Genomic DNA, 18,572 nt, shown 5'->3' on the forward strand with positions numbered 1-18,572 from the left:
ACAGCAAAAGGACACCACCGCATGCCGTCTGCCATCGACCTCGCCAACGGCGACGAAAAGCTGATAGCTGCGGTGCAACGCAGCCGCCGCCTGATCGGCCGCAAGGCCCTGATGGCAGCCGCTGCCAGCGCAATACCGCTGCCCGGCATCGACTGGGCGGCCGATGCGGCCCTGCTCTCTCGGCTGGTGCCGCAGATCAGCGCCGAGTTCGGGCTCTCGGTCACCCAGGTCGAAAGGCTCGCGCCGCACCAGCGCGAGCGCATCCAGAAGGCCGCCACCACGGTGGGCGCCTTGCTGGTGGGGCGGCTGGTCACGCGCGACCTGCTGATCCGGCTGGCCAAGCATGCGGGCGTGCGCCTCACGGCCAAGCAGGCGACCAAGTACGTGCCGATTGCCGGACAGCTCGTTTCCGCCGCGCTGGGCTATGCGGCCCTGCGCGCCCTGGGCGAGCAGCACATCAAGGACTGCGTACGCGTCAGCGCCACTCTCGCTCTCGCGCCGCCCGAAGCGCACGCGAGCGCCTGAGCGCTTCGCCGTCGAACAGCACCATCGCCGCGGCCAGCGCGCCGATCAGCCCGAAGGCGCCCCAACCGACAAGACCGGGGCGGCCCGACAGAACCCCGCAGGTCAGTGCCGCAAAGGACAGCAGCGCCAGCAGCACGCACAGCGCGCGGTCGAGCCACAGGCCCGGCGGCGAAGGCCAGCGCACCGCTCAGTCATGGATGCGGGGCCATGCAAAGGGCGCCGGCCGCACGGCCTGCTCCTTCACCCCTTGTTCGTAGGCGCGCAGCAGCGCCACGTAATGGCGCGACATCACGTCGCTGACACGCCCCAGCCCGATCTTGCTGACCGTGGGTTGAGGAATTCCGGTTCTTTCCTGGATCTGCTTTTGCGTCAGGCCCATGGCCCGCAGCGCCAGCACCAACTCGCGTGGCTTCATGGCAATTACTCCCTTTTTTATATTTACCAGTTTAAAGGTAATATTCATCTGGGCTTAAATCTGCCGCCATGGAGACTATTGCCACACGCGCCAAGGCGGCCCGCAAACATGCCAAGCTGACTCAGCGGCAAGCTGAGGCCGCGTCCGGCGTCAAACAGTCCAGCATTTCAAAGATCGAGCGCGGGGACACCACCCGGACCATGGGCCTGCTGGCCCTGGCCCGCATCTACGGCGCCGATCCGCATTGGCTCGACACCGGCGATGGCCGCGCGCCCTGGGACCCGGTGCAGACGGCGCCGGACAGCGCCAATGAACCAGCCGCCGTGTACCGCGTCGTGCGCGTCCCGCCCGAGGTGCCGTGCTTCGCACCCGGCACACCCGACACGGTGCCGCTCCTTTCATGGCCGCAGGCGGCCAACTGGGACAAGGCGGGCAAGCAGGCGGCCGATGCCGCGCGCTGGATTCCCTGCATCGCCCATCACAGCCGCCAGACCTATGCGCTGCGGGTGCGCGGCGACAGCATGGTCTCGCCGAGCGGGGAGCTGAAAAGCTATCCCGAAGACTCGATCATCTTCATCGACACGCAGCTCAGAACGCCGGCGGACGGCGAGCGCGTCATCGCCCAGCTCGAAGACGGCGACGACATCACTTTCAAGACCTACAAGGAAGATGACGGCCGCCGCTGGCTGCTGCCGTTGAACCCGAAGCACGAGCCGATCCGCGCGGCCTTCAGCGTGCTCGGCACCGTCATCGGAAAGTGGGAAGACGAGGACTGAGTTCGCCTCGCATCTTCACAATTCTTCACCTGATCTTCACTCAGCCGAAAGGGCCGGGGAATGTGACAGTCAGGTTGCGGGCAGGTTGGAAAGAGATAGTCAAGTCTCTCCCTGTGGCCTGCACTCTCTGATCCTCCCTCCTCCAGCAGGTCACCTTCCAGCCCGCCTCGTGCGGGCTGTTTTTTTATAGGCCTGTTGCTCGCCCCCAGGCTGCGCGCACTTCGTGTCGCTACGCCAACCCCCTACCGGGGGCAACACCTGCGGCCCGGCAAAGCCGGTTCCGCGGTGTTCCTGGAATAAGCCGCGGCTTACTTGGGCAACAGGACCTTATTGACCACGTGAATCACGCCGTTCGACTGGTACACATTGGGAATGGTCACCGTGGCGGTGCCGCCCTTCTCGTCGGTGATCATGATCTTGCCGCCCTTCTCCGAAGCGACGAGCACGCCGCCGGCCACGGTCTTCAGTTCGGCCGAGCCCTTGCCCGCCTTGATCTCCTTCTTCAGCGCGGCTGCGTCGAGCTTGCCGGCCACCACGTGGTAGGTCAGCACGCCGGTCAGCGCATCCTTGCTCTCGGGCTTGAGCAGCGTGTCGACGGTGCCGGCAGGCAGCGCGGCAAAGGCTTCGTTCGTCGGTGCGAACACGGTGAACGGACCCGGGCCCTTCAGCGTGTCGACAAGGCCGGCAGCCTTGACGGCGGCAACCAGCGTGGTGTGGTCCTTGGAGTTGACGGCGTTGTCGATGATGTCCTTGGTCGGCAGCATCGGCGCACCGCCCACCATGACGGAAGCGGCCATGGCCGAGACGGCACCGGCGGAAATCGCGATGGCGAGAGTGACGGAAGCGAGGCGATGAAGTTTGCTTTGCATGGAGATGCTCCTGGTTGAGTGGACCGCCACGAAATCGCGGCGGCTGTCATCCATACGGGGCCCCGCGCGGAACAGATTCGGCGCCGACTAAAAGAAAAAGGACTTTCACGGCCGGCGCACTTCGCACCGCGCCCGCGCTTTTCGCGCCCTGTAGTACCAATTTCGTCGCATCGCTATTGCGCCGCGGCGCGGGTGCGGCGACATTTCAGGAAAGTCAGCTACCCCCGGCCCTTCCGGGTGTACAAACGCTCCCCCATGCCAAATCAAGAAAACCATGCGTTGGAGGATCACCCCAGTTCGTCGCGCGCGGCCAGCGCGCGCCGACGGCCGGGGTGGCCCGCTCATGGGGCCGTGCTCAGCGCGGTCCTGCTCCTGAGTGCCTGTGCGGTCGGCCCCGACTTCAAGACACCCGGGCTGCCCGCCTCCGCCCAGGGGGCGGACTACACACCCGCGCCGACGCCCCCGCGGACCGCGCAGGCCGATACGCCGGGCGGCCAGTCGCAGGAGCTGCTGGCGGGCCGCGACATTCCCGCGCAGTGGTGGGGCGTGTTCCAGTCGGCACCGCTCGACCAGTTGATTCGCGCCTCGCTCGCGCAAAGCCCCACGCTCGCATCCGCACAGGCCGCGCTGCGCGAGGCGGAAGCCACCTACGAAGCGAAGTCGGGCAATCTGCTGTGGCCGCAGGTCAGCGCCCAGCTCGGCGCGCAGCGCGAGCGCGCGTCGCAAGTCACCACCCAGGTAGCGGGCGGCCAGTTGCTCACGCTGTACAACGCATCGATCAACGTCAGCTACAACCTCGACGTGTTCGGCGGCGCGCGCCGCCAGGTCGAAGGCGCGCAGGCGGCCGTCGATGCACAGCGATATCAGGTCGAGGCCGTCTACCTCACGCTGACCTCCAACCTCGTGACCACGGCCATCCGCGAAGCCTCGCTGCGCGCGCAGCTCCAGGCCTCGCGCGAAGTGCTGCAGGCTCAGCGCGAACAGTTGAACGTGATCGAAAAGCAGTTCGACACCGGCGCAATTCCCAAGTCGACCGTGCTGCAGCAGCGCACGCAGGTGGCGCAGACGCAAGCCACCCTGCCGCCCATCGAAAAATCGCTCGCGCAAACCCGCCATCAGCTCGCGGTGTTCGCCGGACGCCTGCCGGCCGAATCGGGCCTGCCGGAGTTCGACCTGGCGAGCCTCACGCTGCCGCAGGCCCTGCCGATCTCGTTGCCATCGGAGCTGGCCCGCCAGCGGCCGGACGTGCGCGCCAGCGAAGCGCAACTGCACCAGGCCAGCGCAGCAGTCGGCGTGGCCACGGCCAACCTCTATCCGCAGCTCCAGCTCACGGGCAGCTACGGCAACAGCGCGACGCGCGCGCGTGACCTGTTCAGCGGCCCGACCACCTTGTGGAACGTGGGCGCAGGGCTGACGCAGCCGCTCTTCAATGGCGGGGCGCTGCGGGCGCAAAGGCGCGCGGCAGAGGCGGCCTACGACTCGGCGGCAGCGCAGTACCGCAGCACCGTGCTCGGCGCCTTCCAGAACGTGGCCGATGCCCTGCGCGCGCTCGAATTCGACGCCATCGCGCTGCAGAACCAGGCCACGGCCGAATCGCTCGCCAAGCAGTCGCTTGATCTGACCACGACGCAGTTTCGCGCCGGCGCCGTCAGCTATGTGCAGCTGCTGACCGCACAGCAGGCCTGGCTCCAGACGCACACCGCGCTGGTGCAGGCCCAGGCCGCGCGCTATGCCGACACGGCCGCCCTCTTCCAGGCCCTGGGCGGCGGCTGGTGGAACCGTGGCGAGCTTGCCAACGCGACGATCGCACCCGCCTCCGACGCCTCGCCCGCACCGGCAGCGCCGGCGCAGAACTGAACCCCGCTGCGACATGCATGACCTCGCCATGCCGCAGCACCACTCCCCTTCACCCATAACTCGAAGAGAAGCCTACCCATGACCCGGAGAATGATCATCATGATCGGCTGCGTGCTGCTGCTGGTCGCCGCGCTGGCGCTCGGCAAGTTCCTGCAGATCCGCGCGTTGATTGCCGCCGTGCCCAAGCCTGGCGCGCAGACCGTGTCGACGGTCGAAGTGCAGAAGCTGCAGTGGCAATCGCAGTTCGCCGCGGTCGGCACGCTGAACCCGGTGCGTGGCGCCGACCTCAGTACCGAAGTGGCGGGGCTGGTGCGCAACGTGCACTTCAAGTCCGGGCAGGACGTGAAGGCCGGCGCGCTGCTGGTCGAACTGAATGCCGATTCCGACATCGCCCTGCTGCACTCCGCCGAAGCCGCCGCCGCGCAAGCCGCCACCGTGCTCAAGCGCGACCAGGCGCAGCTCGCGGTGCAGGCCGTGAGCCAGGCGCAGATCGACGCCGACGTGAACGACCTGAAGGCCAAGCGCGCGCAGGTCGAGCAGCAGGCCGCCATCGTGGCGAAGAAGTCGATCCGCGCGCCCTTCTCGGGCCGCCTGGGCATCACCACGCTGAACCCGGGCCAGTACGTGAACGCGGGCGACAAGCTGGTCACACTGCAGACGCTCGACCCGATCTACGTCGACTTCACGCTGCCGCAGCAGCAGCTTTCCGGGCTGGCGGTCGGCCAGGTGGTCAACCTCTCGGTCGACACCTTCCCCGGCCAGGCCTTCACCGGCAAGATCAACGCGATCAGCCCGAAGGTGGACGCCACCACGCGCAACGTGCAGGTCGAGGCGACCATCTCGAACCCCAAGCAGCTCCTGCTGCCAGGCATGTTCGCCAACGTGAAGATCGACATCGGCGGCTCGCAGGAACAGCTCACGCTGCCTTCCACCGCCGTCACCTACAACCCGTACGGCTCGACGGTGTTCGTCGTGAAGACGGCCGACGCCTTCAAGGCCGCCACCGCGCCTGCGGCACCCGCTGCCCCTGGCGCGCCCGCAGCGCCGGCCGCCCCTGCCAACAACAACGCACCGAGCGGACAACAGCTCGTGGCGCAGCAGGTCTTCGTCGAGACCGGCCCGACGCGCGGCGACCAGATCGCCATCGTCAAGGGCCTGGAAGCCGGCCAGGTGGTGGTGAGCAGCGGACAGAACAAGCTGAAGAACGGCACGCCGGTCGCGGTGGACAACAGCGTCCAGCCGGCCAACAGCCCGAACCCGACGCCGCAGGAAAAGTGAGGCCGACCGCATGAACTTCACCGACATCTTCATCCGCCGGCCCGTGCTGGCGATGGTGGTGAGCCTGCTGATCGTGGTGCTGGGGCTGCGCGCGCTCTCGGGCCTGCCGGTCAACCAGTACCCGAAGACCGAGAACGGCGTGGTCACCATCAGCACCGCCTACTACGGCGCCGATGCGGCCACGGTCGCGGGCTTCATCACGCAGCCGCTCGAAGCCGCCGTGTCGCAGGCACAGGGCATCGACTACCTGTCGTCGTCCAGCAGCCTGGGCGTGTCGACCATCACCGCCACCCTGCGGCTGAACTACGATTCGAACCGCGCGCTGACCGAGATCAACACGCAGGTCAACTCGGTGCGCAACCAGTTGCCGCCGCAGGCGCAGCAACCGGTGCTGACCGTCGCCACGGGCCAGACCACCGATGCCATGTACATCGGCTTCTACAGCGACACGCTGCCCAACAACAACGTCACCGACTTCCTGGTGCGCGTGGTGCAGCCCAAGCTCAACGCCATTCCCGGCGTGCAGACCGCCGAGATCCTGGGCGCGCGCACCTTCGCGCTGCGCGCCTGGCTCGATGCGCAGAAGATGGCCGCCTTCGGCGTGACCGCAACCGACGTGAGCGCGGCGCTGTCCGCCAACAACTACCTGGCAGCCGTCGGCGCCAGCAAGGGCCAGATGGTGACCGTGCCGCTGACGGCCGGCACTTCGCTGCACAGCGTGGACGAGTTCAAGCAGCTCTCGGTGAAAAGCGCCAACGGCGCCATCGTGCGGCTGCAGGACGTGGCCACCGTCACGCTGGGCTCCGAGAACTACGACTTCAACGTCGCATTCAACGGCGTGCGCTCGGTGTTCATCGGTATCAAGGTCGCACCCGAGGCCAACATCCTCGAAGTGGCCAAGCAGGTGCGCACGACCTTCCCCGAGCTGCAGGCCCAACTGCCCAGCGGCCTGACCGGCAAGATCGTCTACGACTCGACCGACTTCATCAACACCTCCATCACCGAAGTGATCAAGACGCTGGTCGAGGCGCTGCTGATCGTGACGGTGGTCATCTACCTCTTCCTGGGCAGCCTGCGCGCGGTGCTGGTGCCGGTGATCGCGATGCCGCTGTCGCTGATCGGCACCTTCTTCGTGATGCTGGTGCTGGGCTACTCGATCAACCTGCTCACGCTGCTGGCGCTGGTGCTGGCAATCGGGCTGGTGGTGGACGACGCGATCATCGTGGTGGAAAACGTCGACCGCCACATGCGACAGGGCAAGACGCCCATGCAGGCCGCGTTGCTGGCGGCGCGCGAGCTGGGCGGCCCCATCCTGGCGATGACCGTGGTGCTGGTGGCGGTGTACGTGCCCATCGGCTTCCAGGGCGGGCTGACCGGCTCGCTCTTCACCGAGTTCGCCTTCACGCTCGCGGGCGCCGTGGTGGTGTCGGGCGTGGTGGCGCTGACGCTCTCGCCCATGATGTGCTCGCGCATCTTCAAGCCCGAGCAGGACAGCGGCAAGTTCGCGATGAAGATCGAGCACATCTTCGAGCGCGTGCACCACCGCTACGAACTCATCCTGCGCGGCGTGCTGAAGACCTGGCCGGTGATGATCGTGATGGGCGTCATCCTCATCGGGCTGCTGTTCGTGATGTTCAAGATGTCGAAGTCCGAGCTGGCACCCGAAGAAGACCAGGGCATCGTGCTGTCGCAGGTGGTGGGTGCGCCCACGGCCACCATCACGCAGATGCAGACCTACGCCGACCAGATCTTCAAGGTCGCGCACGACACGCCCGAGTACGCGCAGTTGTTCCAGCTCACCGGCGTGCCGAGCACCAACGCAGGCATTGCCGGCGTGCTGCTCAAGCCCTGGGATGAGCGCACGCGCAGCGCGCACGACATCCAGAACGACCTGCAAAAGCGCTGGAACGGCATTGCCGGCGCCAAGGTGGTGGCCTTCCAGTTCCCGGCACTGCCGGGCGCCTCGGGCCTGCCGGTGCAGTTCGTGATCAAGACCACGGAGCCGTTCGAGAACCTGAACACGCTCGCGCAGCAGATCATGGACAAGGCGCGCGCGGACGGAAAGTTCTACTACATCGACGCCGACCTGAAGATCGACCTGCCGCAGGCCACCGTGGTGGTCGACCGCGACAAGATCGCGTCGCTCGGCATCACGCAGCAGGACGTGGGCAACGCGCTGGGCGCGGCGCTCGGCGGCGGCTACGTCAACTACTTCTCGATCTCGGGCCGCTCCTACAAGGTGATTCCGCAGGTGCAGCAGGTCGACCGGCTCAACCCCTCGGACGTGCTGAACTTCTACATCAAGACGCCCAACGGCGTGGTGCCGGCCAGCACGGTTGCGAGCCTGAAGTACACGGTGCAGCCCGAGACGGTGAACCACTTCCAGCAGCTCAACTCGGTGACCATCCAGGGCGTGCCCAGCGGCACGCAGGGCGAGACGCTGGAGTACCTGCGCGGCGTGGTGCAGCAACTGGCGCCAAGCGGCTACACGGTCGACTACTCGGGCCAGTCGCGCCAGTTCGTGCAGGAGTCGGGCAACTTCGCCATCACCTTCCTGTTCGCGCTGATCATCGTGTTCCTGGCACTGGCGGCGCAGTTCGAGAGCTTCCGCGACCCGGTGGTGATCCTGGTGTCGGTGCCGCTCGCCCTCTTCGGCGCCATGATCTTCATCTTCTGGGGCTTCGCCTCGATGAACATCTACACGCAGGTCGGGCTGGTCACGCTGATGGGTCTCATCAGCAAGCACGGCATTTTGATCGTCGAAGTGGCGAACCGCCTGCAGAAGCAGGGCCTGAGCAAGCTCGACGCCATCGTCGAGGCCTCCGGCACGCGGCTGCGCCCGATCCTGATGACGACGGCCGCCATGGTGTTCGGCGTGCTGCCGCTGGTCATTGCATCGGGTGCCGGCGCTGCAGGGCGCAAGGCGATGGGCATCGTGATCTTCAGCGGGCTGTCGATCGGCACGCTGTTCACGCTGTTCGTGGTGCCGGCGATGTACCTGTTCATCGCGGCGCGGCACGAGAAGGAAGAACATCAGCCGGCCGCTGAAACGCCGGCACAGGCGGCGCTTCCAGGGCCTGTGGCGCCCGAAGCCTGAGCGCCCGGTCGCTTCATCCCATCAGCAAAAAGCCCGCAGTCGAAAAGACTGCGGGCTTTTTCAATGGGCTGGCCTTGCGGCCTTTTTCTTCAGTCGCAGCGGTAGACGACTTCCCCGGCGGGAACGCCCTCCGCCGGGTCTTCCGCGCCCTGGTTGGCCAGGTAGCGCATCGGCGCGCCGAAGTTGCGGCAGTAGTTCTCGGCATCCTGCGAGGTCGGCGACTTGAAGACGCCGTCGCCGAGCGGGGTATAGCGAGGGGCCGCTCGCGTGACACAACCGGCGGCTGACGCGGCCAGGACGATAACTGAAAGAGCAATGAAGGGGCGCATCGGAAGGAGCAGTTGCCGCAGGTTGAACTGGAAATGAGAAACGGCGACTGTAACGCTCCTCGCGCCCGCATCACCTCAGCGGCAAGCAAACAGATCGGCGTGCCTCCTCTCCCCCGCCCGGCTGTTGCGCGCATGAAGCACTGCCTCGACAACCCCTTGCAGTCGCAGCAACAATGATGTCTTCCAAGTGACAGCACCACCCCTGACCGATACATGCCCGTAACCATCCGCGATGTGGCCGAAGCCTGCGGCGTCTCCATCAGCACCGTCTCGCGTGCGTTGAAGAACCAGCGTGGCCTGTCCGACGAGACGCGTCGCATGATCCGGAAAGTGGCGCGAGACATCGGCTACAACCCGGGACGGTTGCGCGGGGCCAAGGCCAAGCAACTGGCCTTCATGGTGCACCGGCAGCACAGCCACTTCTCGACCAACCCGTTCTTCTCGGACGTGCTGCACGGCGTCGAGGAGGCATGCCGCAAGTTCGGCATCGTGCCCACGCTGCTGACCTGTGGGCCGACCGATCCGATCCGCGAGCAGTTGCGCATGCACGAGCCCGACATGGTGCTGGCGGCCGGCTACTTCGAGAGCGAAGTGCTCGACATGGTGGCGGGGCTGGACCTGCCGATCGCGCTGATCGACTGCTCGCTGCGCGACCTTCCCTCGGTGAACCCCGACAACGCGGTGGGCGGCTACCTGGCCACCCAGCACCTGCTGGACATCGGGCGCCGGCGCATCGCCTACATCGCGGGCTCGCTGGCGCACGTGAGCATCCTGGAGCGTGCACAGGGCTATCGCCGCGCGCTGTTCGAAGCCGGCATCCTGGCCGACCCCGAGCTGGAGGTGGTGGCACCGCCCGGGCAACTGCATGACCTGGGCGCCATGGCCGCCATGCAGCAACTGCTGCGGCTGCGCCGGCCACCGGATGCCGTGTTCGCCTACAACGACGCAGCGGCGCTGGCGGTGCTGCAGACCTGCAAGCAGGCGGGCCTGTCCGTTCCCGGGGACATCGCCATCGTCGGCTTCGACGACACGCTGGCAGCCGCGCAAGCCAACCCGCCGCTGACGACCCTGCGCGTGGACCGGCAGGAGCTTGGGCGCTTCGGCGTCGAGCTGGTGCTGCAGGGGTCTTCGATGCCCCGGTTCAACACGCTGCCGGTGGAGCTGATCGTGCGGGCAAGCACCCGGGCCTGACGCCTGCCCCGAAGGCGCGCGCCGTGCGACAAGCGCGGCGTGATGCCCGGTGTTTTGTTGCGCTGGTCACGCTGTGTTTCGTCCGGGAAATCACACGATGCCGCGCGAAATCACGCTCCTACACTGCGTGCCGTCACACATCGGGCTCCCGCGCCCGAGACCCGGTGACAGGACGCAGCACAAGAATGAGGAGCCACCACACATGCCGACGAACTGCACGCACACACAGTGGATGCCCGTGTGCCGTCCCGCGCTGCCACCTTGCGTCGAACCCGGGCTGCGCACCGCGCCTTTCTTCTTTTCTCATGACCGCTTCGCACATCGCCCGATGAGGCGATAGCGCGCCCTCCTCCCCTTTCCCCCTCTCCGTCTGAACGCGACGCCGCCGGTTTCCCGGCCGGTGCGGGACAGCTTGCGCCCGAAGCGGTCGGACGGCCCTTGCGTACATCCCACAACAACCACCTGACCAAGGAGACAACCGTGAAATTCAAGCTGAACCGACCCACTGCCGCCGCCCTCGTGCTGTTCGCCGGCATCCACGGACTGGCCCACGCCCAGTCGATGGACACGCCCACGGACGCACCACCCGAAGCCGAGGTCAAGACCGACCCCACCAAGGACTTCATCAAGAAGGTCAACGACGCCACCGGCCTGGAGTTCTGGGGCTATGGCCGCGGCGGCTTCTTCGGCGCGCCCAAGGGGGCACCCAAGGGCGGCTACTCGCTGGGCGGCGACCTGCAGAAGTACCGCCTGGGCAACGAGGGCGACAACTACCTGGAATTCGGCATCGGCAAGAAGTTCGACCTGGGCGACGGCATCAAGTGGGGCGTGTTCTACATGCCCACGATCTACAACGGCAAGAGCGGCACCGCGCAGGCCTACTTCTCCCTCAGCGGCATCTTCGGCAACAGCGCCACGCTGTGGGCCGGCCAGCGCTACCACCGCATCCAGGACGTACACATCGTGGACAAGTGGGTGGTGGAAGACGGCGACAACTACGGCGCCGGCATCGACGACATTCCGCTGGGCCGCCTGGGCCGGCTGAACGTGGCGGTGCACACGGCCGACTCGGTGGACAACCGAAGCGGCAACCCGAACAACGCCAAGCGCATCAACGTGCAGTGGCGCGACATTCCCACCAACCCTGACGGCAAGCTCACCATCACGGGCGGGCTGATCTCGGGCAACTTCGCCAAGGGCAAGGATGGCGGTGCGCTAGGCCTCATGCACATCCAGAAGAACTTCCTGCTGCCGGGGCTGAACAACATCTTCATCGCGCAGGCGTCGAGCGGGCATGCCTCGCTCAGCGGCAAGTTCTACAACCTGGACAACAGCACCACGACCACGGGGCTGCTGTTGCCGCCAGGGTTCGGCGCGTCAGCGTCCGACACCTTCCTGTTCGCGCCGCTGGTGGAGCGCACGGTGGTGACGCCGCAGGCCGGTGCGAAGCAGCGCCGCATCCTGGATTCGATGGACTTCCAGTTCGGGCGCTTCGGCGGGCAGACGCTGATCGGCTACCAGACGACGCGCCCGGACAACGGGCCGGAGACGAAGGACTTCACCCTCGGTGGGCGCGTGTCGTATGGCATTGCCAAGTACACCAAGCTGCTGACAGAGCTGAGCACCACGCGCCGCAGCACCAGCGACCAGCCACGACAGACGCTGAACAAGGGGACCGTGGCGGTGGCCTTCTCGCCGAACACCAATTTCTGGACGCGGCCCGAGTTCCGCATCTACGCCACGCGCGCAAGCTGGAACAAGGCCGCCGCCGATGCCAACGCAAGCACCTTCGGCGCCAACGGCCGCCGCAGCGCAACCATCTACGGCATCCAGATGGAAGCCTGGTGGGAATGACGAATCCATCCCTTCCAGCAGTGCGCTTGTTGCGTTCGCAACGCTGTCTTTCGTCCGGGAAATCACAGCGCGCGGCCCCAAGGGGCCTGCCTAAACTGCCGCCGACTCCGGATTCCAACACTTCAAACGCGAGAGACAAACACATGAACACCCCCAGATTCACCATCGCGGCCCTCTGCCTGGCCATGGCAAGCGGCGCGGCCATGGCCCAGCAGCAAAGCGTGGAAGTCCTGCACTGGTGGACCTCCGGCGGCGAGGCCGGCGCGCTCAACGTGCTCAAGGGCAACCTCGAAAAACAGGGCGTCAAGTGGAACGACATGCCCGTGGCCGGCGGCAGCGGCGAAGCCGCCATGACGGCGCTGCGGGCGCGCGTGACCTCGGGCAACCCACCCACCGCCTCGCAGATGCTGGGCTTCGACATCCTCGACTGGGGCAAGCAGGGCGTGGTGGCCGACCTCAACACGCTCGCGCAGAAAGGCGGCTGGGACAAGGTCGTGCCGCCCGCGCTGCAGAAGTTCTCCAAGTACAACGGCAAGTGGATCGCCGCGCCGGTCAACATCCATTCGACCAACTGGGTGTGGGCCAACCAGGCGGTGCTGGCCAAGGCCGGCGTGACGGCCGAGCCGAAGAACTGGGACGAGTTCATCGCCGCCGCAGAGAAGGTGCAAAAGGCCGGCTTCATCGGCATCGCCCACGGCGGCCAGCCATGGCAAGACGCCACGCTGTTCGAGAGCGTGGCCCTGGCCACCGGCGGCGTCGACTACTACCGCAAGGTCTTCATCGAACTCGACGGCAAGACCATCGCCTCGCCGACCACCGAGAAGGTCTTCCAGCGCATGAGCCAGTTGCGCAAGCTCGTGGACAAGGATTTTTCGGGCCGCGACTGGAACGTGGCCTCGGGCATGGTGATCGGCGGCAAGGCCGGCTTCCAGGTCATGGGCGACTGGGCCAAGGGCGAGTTCGTCAACGCCAAACAGGTGCCGGGCAAGGACTTCGCCTGCTTCCGCTTTCCGGGCACGCAGGGCGTCGTCACCTTCAACACCGACCAGTTCGTGATGTTCAAGATGAAAGACCCCGAGAAGGAAGCCGCACAGCAGAAGCTCGCCGCCGCGATCATGGAGCCGGGCTTCCAGTCGGCCTTCAACGTGGTCAAGGGCTCGGCGCCCGCGCGCACCGATGTGCCCGACACCGCCTTCGACGCCTGCGGCAAGAAGGCCATCAAGGACGTGGCCGAGGCCAGCCATGCCAACACGCTGGTGGGTTCGATGGCACACGGCCATGCGGTGCCCGCGTCGATCAAGAACGCGTTCTACGACGTGATCACGCGCCACTTCAACGGACAGCTCGACGACAAGAAGGCGGTGACGGCGCTGGTGTCCGCTGCAAAGAACTGATCTTTCTTTTTCTCAAGTGCGATAGCTCTCTTGAAAGCCAACCTGCTCCCCAAGCTCCTCCTGAGCCCCAGCGCCCTGCTCGTGCTGGTTTGTGTCTATGGCTACATCATGTTCACGGTGTACCTGTCGTTCACGACATCGACCATGCTGCCCACCGCCGAGTGGGCGGGCACGGCGAACTACGAACGGCTGCTGGGGCTGGAGAACTGGTCGGTGTCGCTGCACAACCTCGCGGTCTTCGCGGGCCTCTACATCGTCATCGCGATGGCGCTGGGGCTCGGGCTGGCGATCCTGATCGACCAGAAGATCCGTGCCGAGGGCGTGCTGCGCTCGATCTTTCTTTATCCGATGGCGCTCTCGCTGATCGTGACCGGCACGGCCTGGAAGTGGCTGCTCGACCCCGGCGTGGGCCTGGAGCACACGCTGCAGAGCCTGGGCTGGAGCAGCTTCTCGTTCGACTGGATCAAGGACGGCGAGATGGCCATCTACTGCGTGGTCATCGCCGCCGTGTGGCAGACCTCGGGCTTCGTGATGGCGGTGTTTTTGGCCGGCCTGCGCGGCGTCGACAGCGAGCAGATCAGCGCCGCGCGCGTCGACGGCGCGCGCACCTGGCAGATCTACACGCGCATCGTCATTCCGCAACTGGGGCCGGTGTTCGTCTCGGCCTTCGTGATCCTGGCGCACATGGCCATCAAGTCGTATGACCTGGTCATCGCGCTGACCAACGGCGGCCCCGGCCGCTCGACCTGGCTGCCCTCGGTCTTCATGTACCAGTACACCTTCGCACGCAATGAAATGGCCGTAGGCGCGGCCAGCTCGGTGCTGATGCTGCTCGCGATCAGCATCGTCGTGGTGCCCTACCTGCTGCGCGAGATGCGTGGAGCCAGGAATGGCTGAGCGCACATTGCGTTTCGCGCTCTACGCGCTGCTGGCCGTGATGGCACTGGTGTTCCTGATGCCGGTGTACGTGATGGTCGTCAACTCGCTGAAGCCGCTGGAAGAAATACGCAGCGGCAACCTGATGGCGCTGCCGCTGGACTGGACCGTCGCACCCTGGCGCGCCGCCTGGAGCACCGCGCAGATCGGCGTGCAGCCCACGGGGTTGAAGCCCTACTTCATCAATTCCTTCCTGCTGGTGGTGCCGGGCGTGGTGCTGTCGACGCTGATCGGCGCGGTCAACGGCTACATCCTCACGCAGTTCAAGGTTCGCGGCGCGCACCTGCTGTTCGCGGCGATGCTGTTCTCGGTGTTCATTCCGTTCCAGATCGTGCTGATCCCGATGGCCAAGACACTGGGCCTGCTCGGCATCGCGGGCACGGTGACGGGGCTGGTGTTCGTCAACACGGTGTACGGCATCGGCTTCACCACGCTGTTCTTTCGCAACTACTACGCGGCGTTTCCGCAGGAGCTGGTGCGCTCGGCACGCATGGACGGCGCGGGCTTCTTCGGCGTGCTCTGGCGCATCCTGCTGCCCAACAGCACGCCGATCATCGTGGTGACGGTGATCTGGCAGTTCACCAACATCTGGAACGAATTTCTCTTCGGCGCTTCGTTCAGCGACTACAGCTCGTTCCCGATCACCGTGGCGTTGAACAACCTCGTCAACAGTTCCACGGGCGTCAAGGAATACAACGTGCACTTCGCGGGTGCCTTCATCGCCGCACTTCCAACGCTGGTCGTGTATCTGGTTTCGGGCAAGTATTTCGTGCGCGGCCTCATGGCCGGCTCGGTCAAAGGTTAGGTGAATGGCTTCTCTGGATTTGGTGGGTATCCGCAAGAGTTTCGGTTCGGTGCAGATCCTGCACGACATCTCCATCGCACTGCAGGACGGTGAATTCCTGGTGCTCGTCGGCCCCTCGGGCTGCGGCAAGAGCACGCTGATGAACATCATCGCGGGGCTGGAGGAGCCCACCGAAGGCCGGCTGCGGCTCAACGGCAGCGACATCACGCATGCCGCGCCGGCCGAGCGCAACATCTCGATGGTGTTCCAGTCGTACGCGCTCTACCCGAACATGACGGTGGCCAAGAACATCGAGTTTCCGCTGGAGATGCGCAAGGTCGACAAGGCCACCCGCGCCGATCGCGTGAAGAAGGTCGGCGAGCTGCTGCAGATCGACCACCTGATGGACCGCAAGCCGCGCCAGCTCTCGGGCGGCCAGCGCCAGCGCGTGGCCATCGGGCGCGCACTGGCGCGCGAGCCGCAGCTCTATCTTTTCGACGAGCCGCTGTCGAACCTCGATGCGCAGTTGCGGCTGGACATGCGCACCGAGATCAAGAAGCTGCACCAGCGGCTGAACGCCACCATCGTCTACGTCACGCACGACCAGATCGAGGCGATGACACTGGCCACGCGCATCGCGGTGATGAAGGGCGGCGTGCTGCAGCAACTGGGCACGCCGCACGAGGTCTACAACCGGCCCGCGAACACCTTCGTGGCGAGCTTCATGGGCTCGCCGCGCATGAACCTGCTGCGCGCGCGCATCGCGGCCGAACGCCACGGCGAGCTGCGCCTTCTTGCCGCCAACGGCGGCATGGGCGCGACGGCGATCCAGCTCCCACCGGGGCTCCTGCCTGCCGCGCTGCAAGCCTGTGCGGAGCGCGACATCATCGTCGGGCTGCGCGCCGAGGCGGTGGGCCTGGCGCTTGCGGGCTCGGCGCCTGGGCCTTTGCAATGCCACGTGGAAGCGCGCGTGCAAGTGGTCGAGCCGACCGGCGCGGACACGCTGGTGCTGCTCGACATCGACGGGCACGACTTCACGGCCCGCCTGCCGCCCGACGTGTCGCTGTCGAGCGGTACGCACGCGCGGTTTTCCATCGACCTGTCGAAGGTCGTGTTCTTCGATGCCGACACAGAGCAATTGATTGCCTAAGGCGAATCGACATTCAAACGGGTCCGCATTGAAGGACGGGCGGTGACCTCTACAGCTCGTGCACAGGAATGAAGGGCGCCATCAGGCGCAGCCGCAAGCGCTGCCAGGCGGTGGTTTCAGGCGGCACGTCGTACACCGTCTGCTGGCCGTCGTCGCCCCGCTCCACCCACTCGACGCCCTGGCCATTGGCATCCAGGCGCAGCGCATAGGCGCTGCCGGCGTCCGCGAAGCCTTCGAGCTGCTGCGCCATTTCCTGGCTTTCGATGATCAGGCCCAGTTCGGTGTTGAGCATGGCCGAGCGCGGATCGAGGTTCATCGAGCCGAGGAACACCTCCTTGCGGTCGAGGATCGCGTTCTTCATGTGCAACGCGCCGGTGCGGTGGCCGAAGATGCCCAGCTTGTGGCGCTTCACGCTCAGCGAGGGGCTGATCTCGAAGATCTTCACGTCGCCCTTCAGCAGTTCCTTGATGTGGGCCCAGTAGCCCACGTAGACCCAGGGCTCGTCGGTCGACGCCAGTGAATTGGTCACGAGTTCGACGTTGATCCCGGCCTTGCGCGCGCCCACCAGGCTGTTGACCGAGCCTTCGCTCGGTATGAAGTACGGCGACACCATCTTGATGTCGCTGTTCGCGGTCTTGAGCCAGTGGATGACGCCTTCCGTGACGGTGCCCTTGATCGAGTTCTCCTTCTCGTTCAGGCCTTCGGTCTTCGTCAGCGGATCGAACAGGACGCGGGCCTTGGCCCACAGCAGCGGGCTGAGCCGATGCCTGGCCAGCTCGAACGGCAGGTTGAGCATGGGCACGAGGTCCGGCGCCACCAATGTCGGCTCGCCCCCGCTGGGATGCAGGGGCCTGCCGTCCGCCGGTATCTCGCTCGCCTCGGGCGGCTTGGCGCTCGCGGTCTGCTGCTCGAAGTTGCCCTGCAACTGCGCGCGGGTCAGCCCGGTGGATGCGATGCGCTCCAGCGGAAACACCACCTCGCTGTTCCAGTAGTGATCGAACTCGCTGGACAGGTCGCGCACCACCGGGCCGGCCACGAAGGTGTCCATGTCGATGAAGTTCGCGCCCTGGGCGTTCATCACGTACTCGTCGGCCATGTTGCGGCCGCCGGCCACGGCCGCTGCGTTGTCGGCGACGAAGAGTTTGTTGTGCATGCGCCGGTTCACGCGGCGAAACTCCAGGCCCGAGCTGATGAAGCGCGTGATCTCGCTGCCGCGGCCGCCGGGAAACGGATTGAACAGGCGTACTTCCACGTTCGGATAGCTGGCAAGGCCCAGCAGCAGATCGTCTTCGCCGCTCGTGTACAGGTCGTCGACCAGCAGGCGAACACGAACGCCCCGTGCCGCCGCGTCGCGCAACGCACGCATCAGCGTGAGGCCGGTGTTGTCGCCTTGCAGCAGGTAGTACTGCACGTCGAGGCTGCGGGTTGCGAGCTTGGTCAACGCGATCCGCGTCGCAAAGGAGTTCGGGCCATAGGGCTGCAACTGGAACCCCGAGCGGCCGTCGGTCGGCAGCACCTTCTGCGTGATCTCGGCCAGTGGTGTCTGCGCATAGTCGCTGATGGCCGACGTCGGCGCGCGGGTGACCTGGGGCGGCAAGCTGGAACAGGCAGCCAGCAGGACGGCGATGCCGAGCGCCAATGCCGGGCGAAAGACGGGGACAAGCAAGTCCCGAAACGTTTTTTTCATCCTGGCCTTCCCTTGGTCCGGACAGCCGGATCGTGAGGCGGATTATTTCCCTCTTTCGGGCGGCGGGCCTCATGTGTTCGCTGGCTCGCGTGCGTTGATTTCTTCGGCAGAAAGACATCGAGGCTGTGCGAACGCGCAAGCTCGCATCACGGCAAACGACAGTACTAACCAGGCTTTCAGTACCGACAAAACCCACGGTCCGAAGGGCTCTGGAATACCCCTAGGCATCGACCTAGAAGTTGCTGCGCTGCAACATCCCTCGAGCACGTTTTCCCCTCGAAATACGATGAAAGCCTTCGATTCTGGAAGCCACGATTCCGATCGCAACTTCAGGATGAAATCTTTCGCGTTCAGTGAGCATCGCGAAATATTGATACGCCAAAAAGCGTCACTGAAATCGTTGAAACCACTTGTACATTGGTTTGGCAAT

At 65.7% G+C, this 18,572-nt stretch carries 16 protein-coding genes; 11 read left to right on the forward strand and 5 right to left on the reverse strand.

Annotation, left to right across the window (positions count from 1 at the left end):
• Nucleotides 1-21: 21 nt before the first annotated feature.
• Complete coding sequence (locus ACSFB7_RS11705) at nt 22-525, forward strand: hypothetical protein (RefSeq protein WP_435470196.1); 504 nt, start codon at nt 22-24, stop codon at nt 523-525.
• On the opposite strand, the gene ACSFB7_RS11710 is transcribed toward ACSFB7_RS11705, so the two are convergent.
• Together ACSFB7_RS11710 and ACSFB7_RS11715 are read right to left on the reverse strand one after the other, a co-directional pair.
• Nucleotides 476-709: a hypothetical protein gene (locus ACSFB7_RS11710; RefSeq protein ID WP_435470198.1), complete on the reverse strand. Its 234-nt coding sequence runs from the start codon at nt 707-709 to the stop codon at nt 476-478. The two genes, ACSFB7_RS11705 and ACSFB7_RS11710, sit on opposite strands and share 50 nt — an antisense overlap.
• A gap of 3 nt (nt 710-712) precedes the next feature.
• The gene (locus tag ACSFB7_RS11715) at nt 713-940 is read right to left on the reverse strand and encodes a helix-turn-helix domain-containing protein (RefSeq protein ID WP_435470200.1); all 228 of its coding nucleotides are present in this window, start codon (nt 938-940) and stop codon (nt 713-715) included.
• A 68-nt stretch (nt 941-1,008) separates the two neighbouring features.
• Between ACSFB7_RS11715 and ACSFB7_RS11720 the strand changes: the two genes are divergently transcribed.
• Nucleotides 1,009-1,716, forward strand: coding sequence for a LexA family protein (locus ACSFB7_RS11720; protein ID WP_435470202.1), 708 nt, complete (start codon nt 1,009-1,011; stop codon nt 1,714-1,716).
• A 308-nt stretch (nt 1,717-2,024) separates the two neighbouring features.
• Here the strand turns inward: ACSFB7_RS11720 and ACSFB7_RS11725 are convergent, their stop codons facing one another.
• Entirely contained in the window at nt 2,025-2,585 is a 561-nt protein-coding gene (locus ACSFB7_RS11725) for a fasciclin domain-containing protein (RefSeq protein ID WP_187110468.1), read from the reverse strand.
• A gap of 255 nt (nt 2,586-2,840) precedes the next feature.
• On the opposite strand from ACSFB7_RS11725, the gene ACSFB7_RS11730 reads away from it, so the two are divergent.
• The 3 genes from ACSFB7_RS11730 (at nt 2,841) to ACSFB7_RS11740 (ending at nt 8,817) form a co-directional block, all read left to right on the forward strand.
• Nucleotides 2,841-4,442 (forward strand): efflux transporter outer membrane subunit, encoded by a 1,602-nt coding sequence (locus tag ACSFB7_RS11730; protein ID WP_435470204.1) that lies wholly within the window; start codon nt 2,841-2,843, stop codon nt 4,440-4,442.
• A 78-nt stretch (nt 4,443-4,520) separates the two neighbouring features.
• Nucleotides 4,521-5,720, forward strand: a complete 1,200-nt coding sequence (locus tag ACSFB7_RS11735) for an efflux RND transporter periplasmic adaptor subunit (RefSeq protein ID WP_435470206.1) — start codon at nt 4,521-4,523, stop codon at nt 5,718-5,720.
• Nucleotides 5,721-5,730: 10 nt separating this feature from the next.
• The gene (locus ACSFB7_RS11740) at nt 5,731-8,817 is read left to right on the forward strand and encodes an efflux RND transporter permease subunit (protein WP_435470208.1); all 3,087 of its coding nucleotides are present in this window, start codon (nt 5,731-5,733) and stop codon (nt 8,815-8,817) included.
• 89 nt (nt 8,818-8,906) lie between these two features.
• Here ACSFB7_RS11740 and ACSFB7_RS11745 read toward each other — a convergent pair whose 3' ends face one another.
• The gene (locus tag ACSFB7_RS11745; RefSeq protein ID WP_435470210.1) at nt 8,907-9,146 is read right to left on the reverse strand and encodes a hypothetical protein; all 240 of its coding nucleotides are present in this window, start codon (nt 9,144-9,146) and stop codon (nt 8,907-8,909) included.
• A gap of 213 nt (nt 9,147-9,359) precedes the next feature.
• Here ACSFB7_RS11745 and ACSFB7_RS11750 point away from each other — a divergent pair, with 213 nt between their 5' ends.
• From ACSFB7_RS11750 to ACSFB7_RS11775, 6 genes are all read left to right on the forward strand, one after another.
• The gene (locus ACSFB7_RS11750) at nt 9,360-10,337 is read left to right on the forward strand and encodes a LacI family DNA-binding transcriptional regulator (RefSeq protein ID WP_435470212.1); all 978 of its coding nucleotides are present in this window, start codon (nt 9,360-9,362) and stop codon (nt 10,335-10,337) included.
• Between the two features lie 480 nt (nt 10,338-10,817).
• Nucleotides 10,818-12,191 carry a carbohydrate porin gene (locus ACSFB7_RS11755; RefSeq protein ID WP_435470214.1) on the forward strand — a complete coding sequence of 458 codons (1,374 nt, stop codon included), beginning with the start codon at nt 10,818-10,820 and terminating at the stop codon, nt 12,189-12,191.
• A gap of 143 nt (nt 12,192-12,334) precedes the next feature.
• Nucleotides 12,335-13,585 (forward strand): ABC transporter substrate-binding protein, encoded by a 1,251-nt coding sequence (locus ACSFB7_RS11760; protein ID WP_435470216.1) that lies wholly within the window; start codon nt 12,335-12,337, stop codon nt 13,583-13,585.
• A gap of 30 nt (nt 13,586-13,615) precedes the next feature.
• A complete protein-coding gene (locus ACSFB7_RS11765) occupies nt 13,616-14,482 on the forward strand; it encodes a carbohydrate ABC transporter permease (RefSeq protein WP_435470218.1) in 867 nt (288 codons plus the stop codon).
• On the forward strand, nt 14,463-15,326 hold the full coding sequence (locus ACSFB7_RS11770) for a carbohydrate ABC transporter permease (RefSeq protein ID WP_435470220.1): 864 nt from the start codon (nt 14,463-14,465) through the stop codon (nt 15,324-15,326). Before ACSFB7_RS11765 ends, ACSFB7_RS11770 begins: the two co-directional genes overlap by 20 nt.
• Nucleotides 15,327-15,330: 4 nt before the next feature.
• Nucleotides 15,331-16,455, forward strand: a complete 1,125-nt coding sequence (locus tag ACSFB7_RS11775; protein WP_435470222.1) for an ABC transporter ATP-binding protein — start codon at nt 15,331-15,333, stop codon at nt 16,453-16,455.
• 49 nt (nt 16,456-16,504) lie between these two features.
• Here the strand turns inward: ACSFB7_RS11775 and ACSFB7_RS11780 are convergent, their stop codons facing one another.
• Complete coding sequence (locus tag ACSFB7_RS11780) at nt 16,505-18,142, reverse strand: phospholipase D family protein (RefSeq protein WP_435470224.1); 1,638 nt, start codon at nt 18,140-18,142, stop codon at nt 16,505-16,507.
• Nucleotides 18,143-18,572: the final 430 nt, after the last annotated feature.

It is taken from the genome of Variovorax raffinosi (assembly GCF_051216615.1).
Classification (GTDB): domain Bacteria; phylum Pseudomonadota; class Gammaproteobacteria; order Burkholderiales; family Burkholderiaceae_C; genus Variovorax.

Excerpts from the sequence above, each read along its gene's own strand:
- ACSFB7_RS11760 (WP_435470216.1), top strand. The coding sequence starts at position 12,335 with ATGAACACCCCCAGATTCACCATCGCGGCCCTCTGCCTGGCCATGGCA.
- ACSFB7_RS11715 (WP_435470200.1), bottom strand. The coding sequence starts at position 940 with ATGAAGCCACGCGAGTTGGTGCTGGCGCTGCGGGCCATGGGCCTGACG.
- ACSFB7_RS11780 (WP_435470224.1), bottom strand. The coding sequence starts at position 18,142 with ATGAAAAAAACGTTTCGGGACTTGCTTGTCCCCGTCTTTCGCCCGGCA.
- ACSFB7_RS11705 (WP_435470196.1), top strand. The coding sequence starts at position 22 with ATGCCGTCTGCCATCGACCTCGCCAACGGCGACGAAAAGCTGATAGCT.
- ACSFB7_RS11735 (WP_435470206.1), top strand. The coding sequence starts at position 4,521 with ATGACCCGGAGAATGATCATCATGATCGGCTGCGTGCTGCTGCTGGTC.
- ACSFB7_RS11720 (WP_435470202.1), top strand. The coding sequence starts at position 1,009 with ATGGAGACTATTGCCACACGCGCCAAGGCGGCCCGCAAACATGCCAAG.
- ACSFB7_RS11725 (WP_187110468.1), bottom strand. The coding sequence starts at position 2,585 with ATGCAAAGCAAACTTCATCGCCTCGCTTCCGTCACTCTCGCCATCGCG.
- ACSFB7_RS11775 (WP_435470222.1), top strand. The coding sequence starts at position 15,331 with ATGGCTTCTCTGGATTTGGTGGGTATCCGCAAGAGTTTCGGTTCGGTG.
- ACSFB7_RS11745 (WP_435470210.1), bottom strand. The coding sequence starts at position 9,146 with ATGCGCCCCTTCATTGCTCTTTCAGTTATCGTCCTGGCCGCGTCAGCC.
- ACSFB7_RS11730 (WP_435470204.1), top strand. The coding sequence starts at position 2,841 with ATGCCAAATCAAGAAAACCATGCGTTGGAGGATCACCCCAGTTCGTCG.
- ACSFB7_RS11740 (WP_435470208.1), top strand. The coding sequence starts at position 5,731 with ATGAACTTCACCGACATCTTCATCCGCCGGCCCGTGCTGGCGATGGTG.
- ACSFB7_RS11750 (WP_435470212.1), top strand. The coding sequence starts at position 9,360 with ATGCCCGTAACCATCCGCGATGTGGCCGAAGCCTGCGGCGTCTCCATC.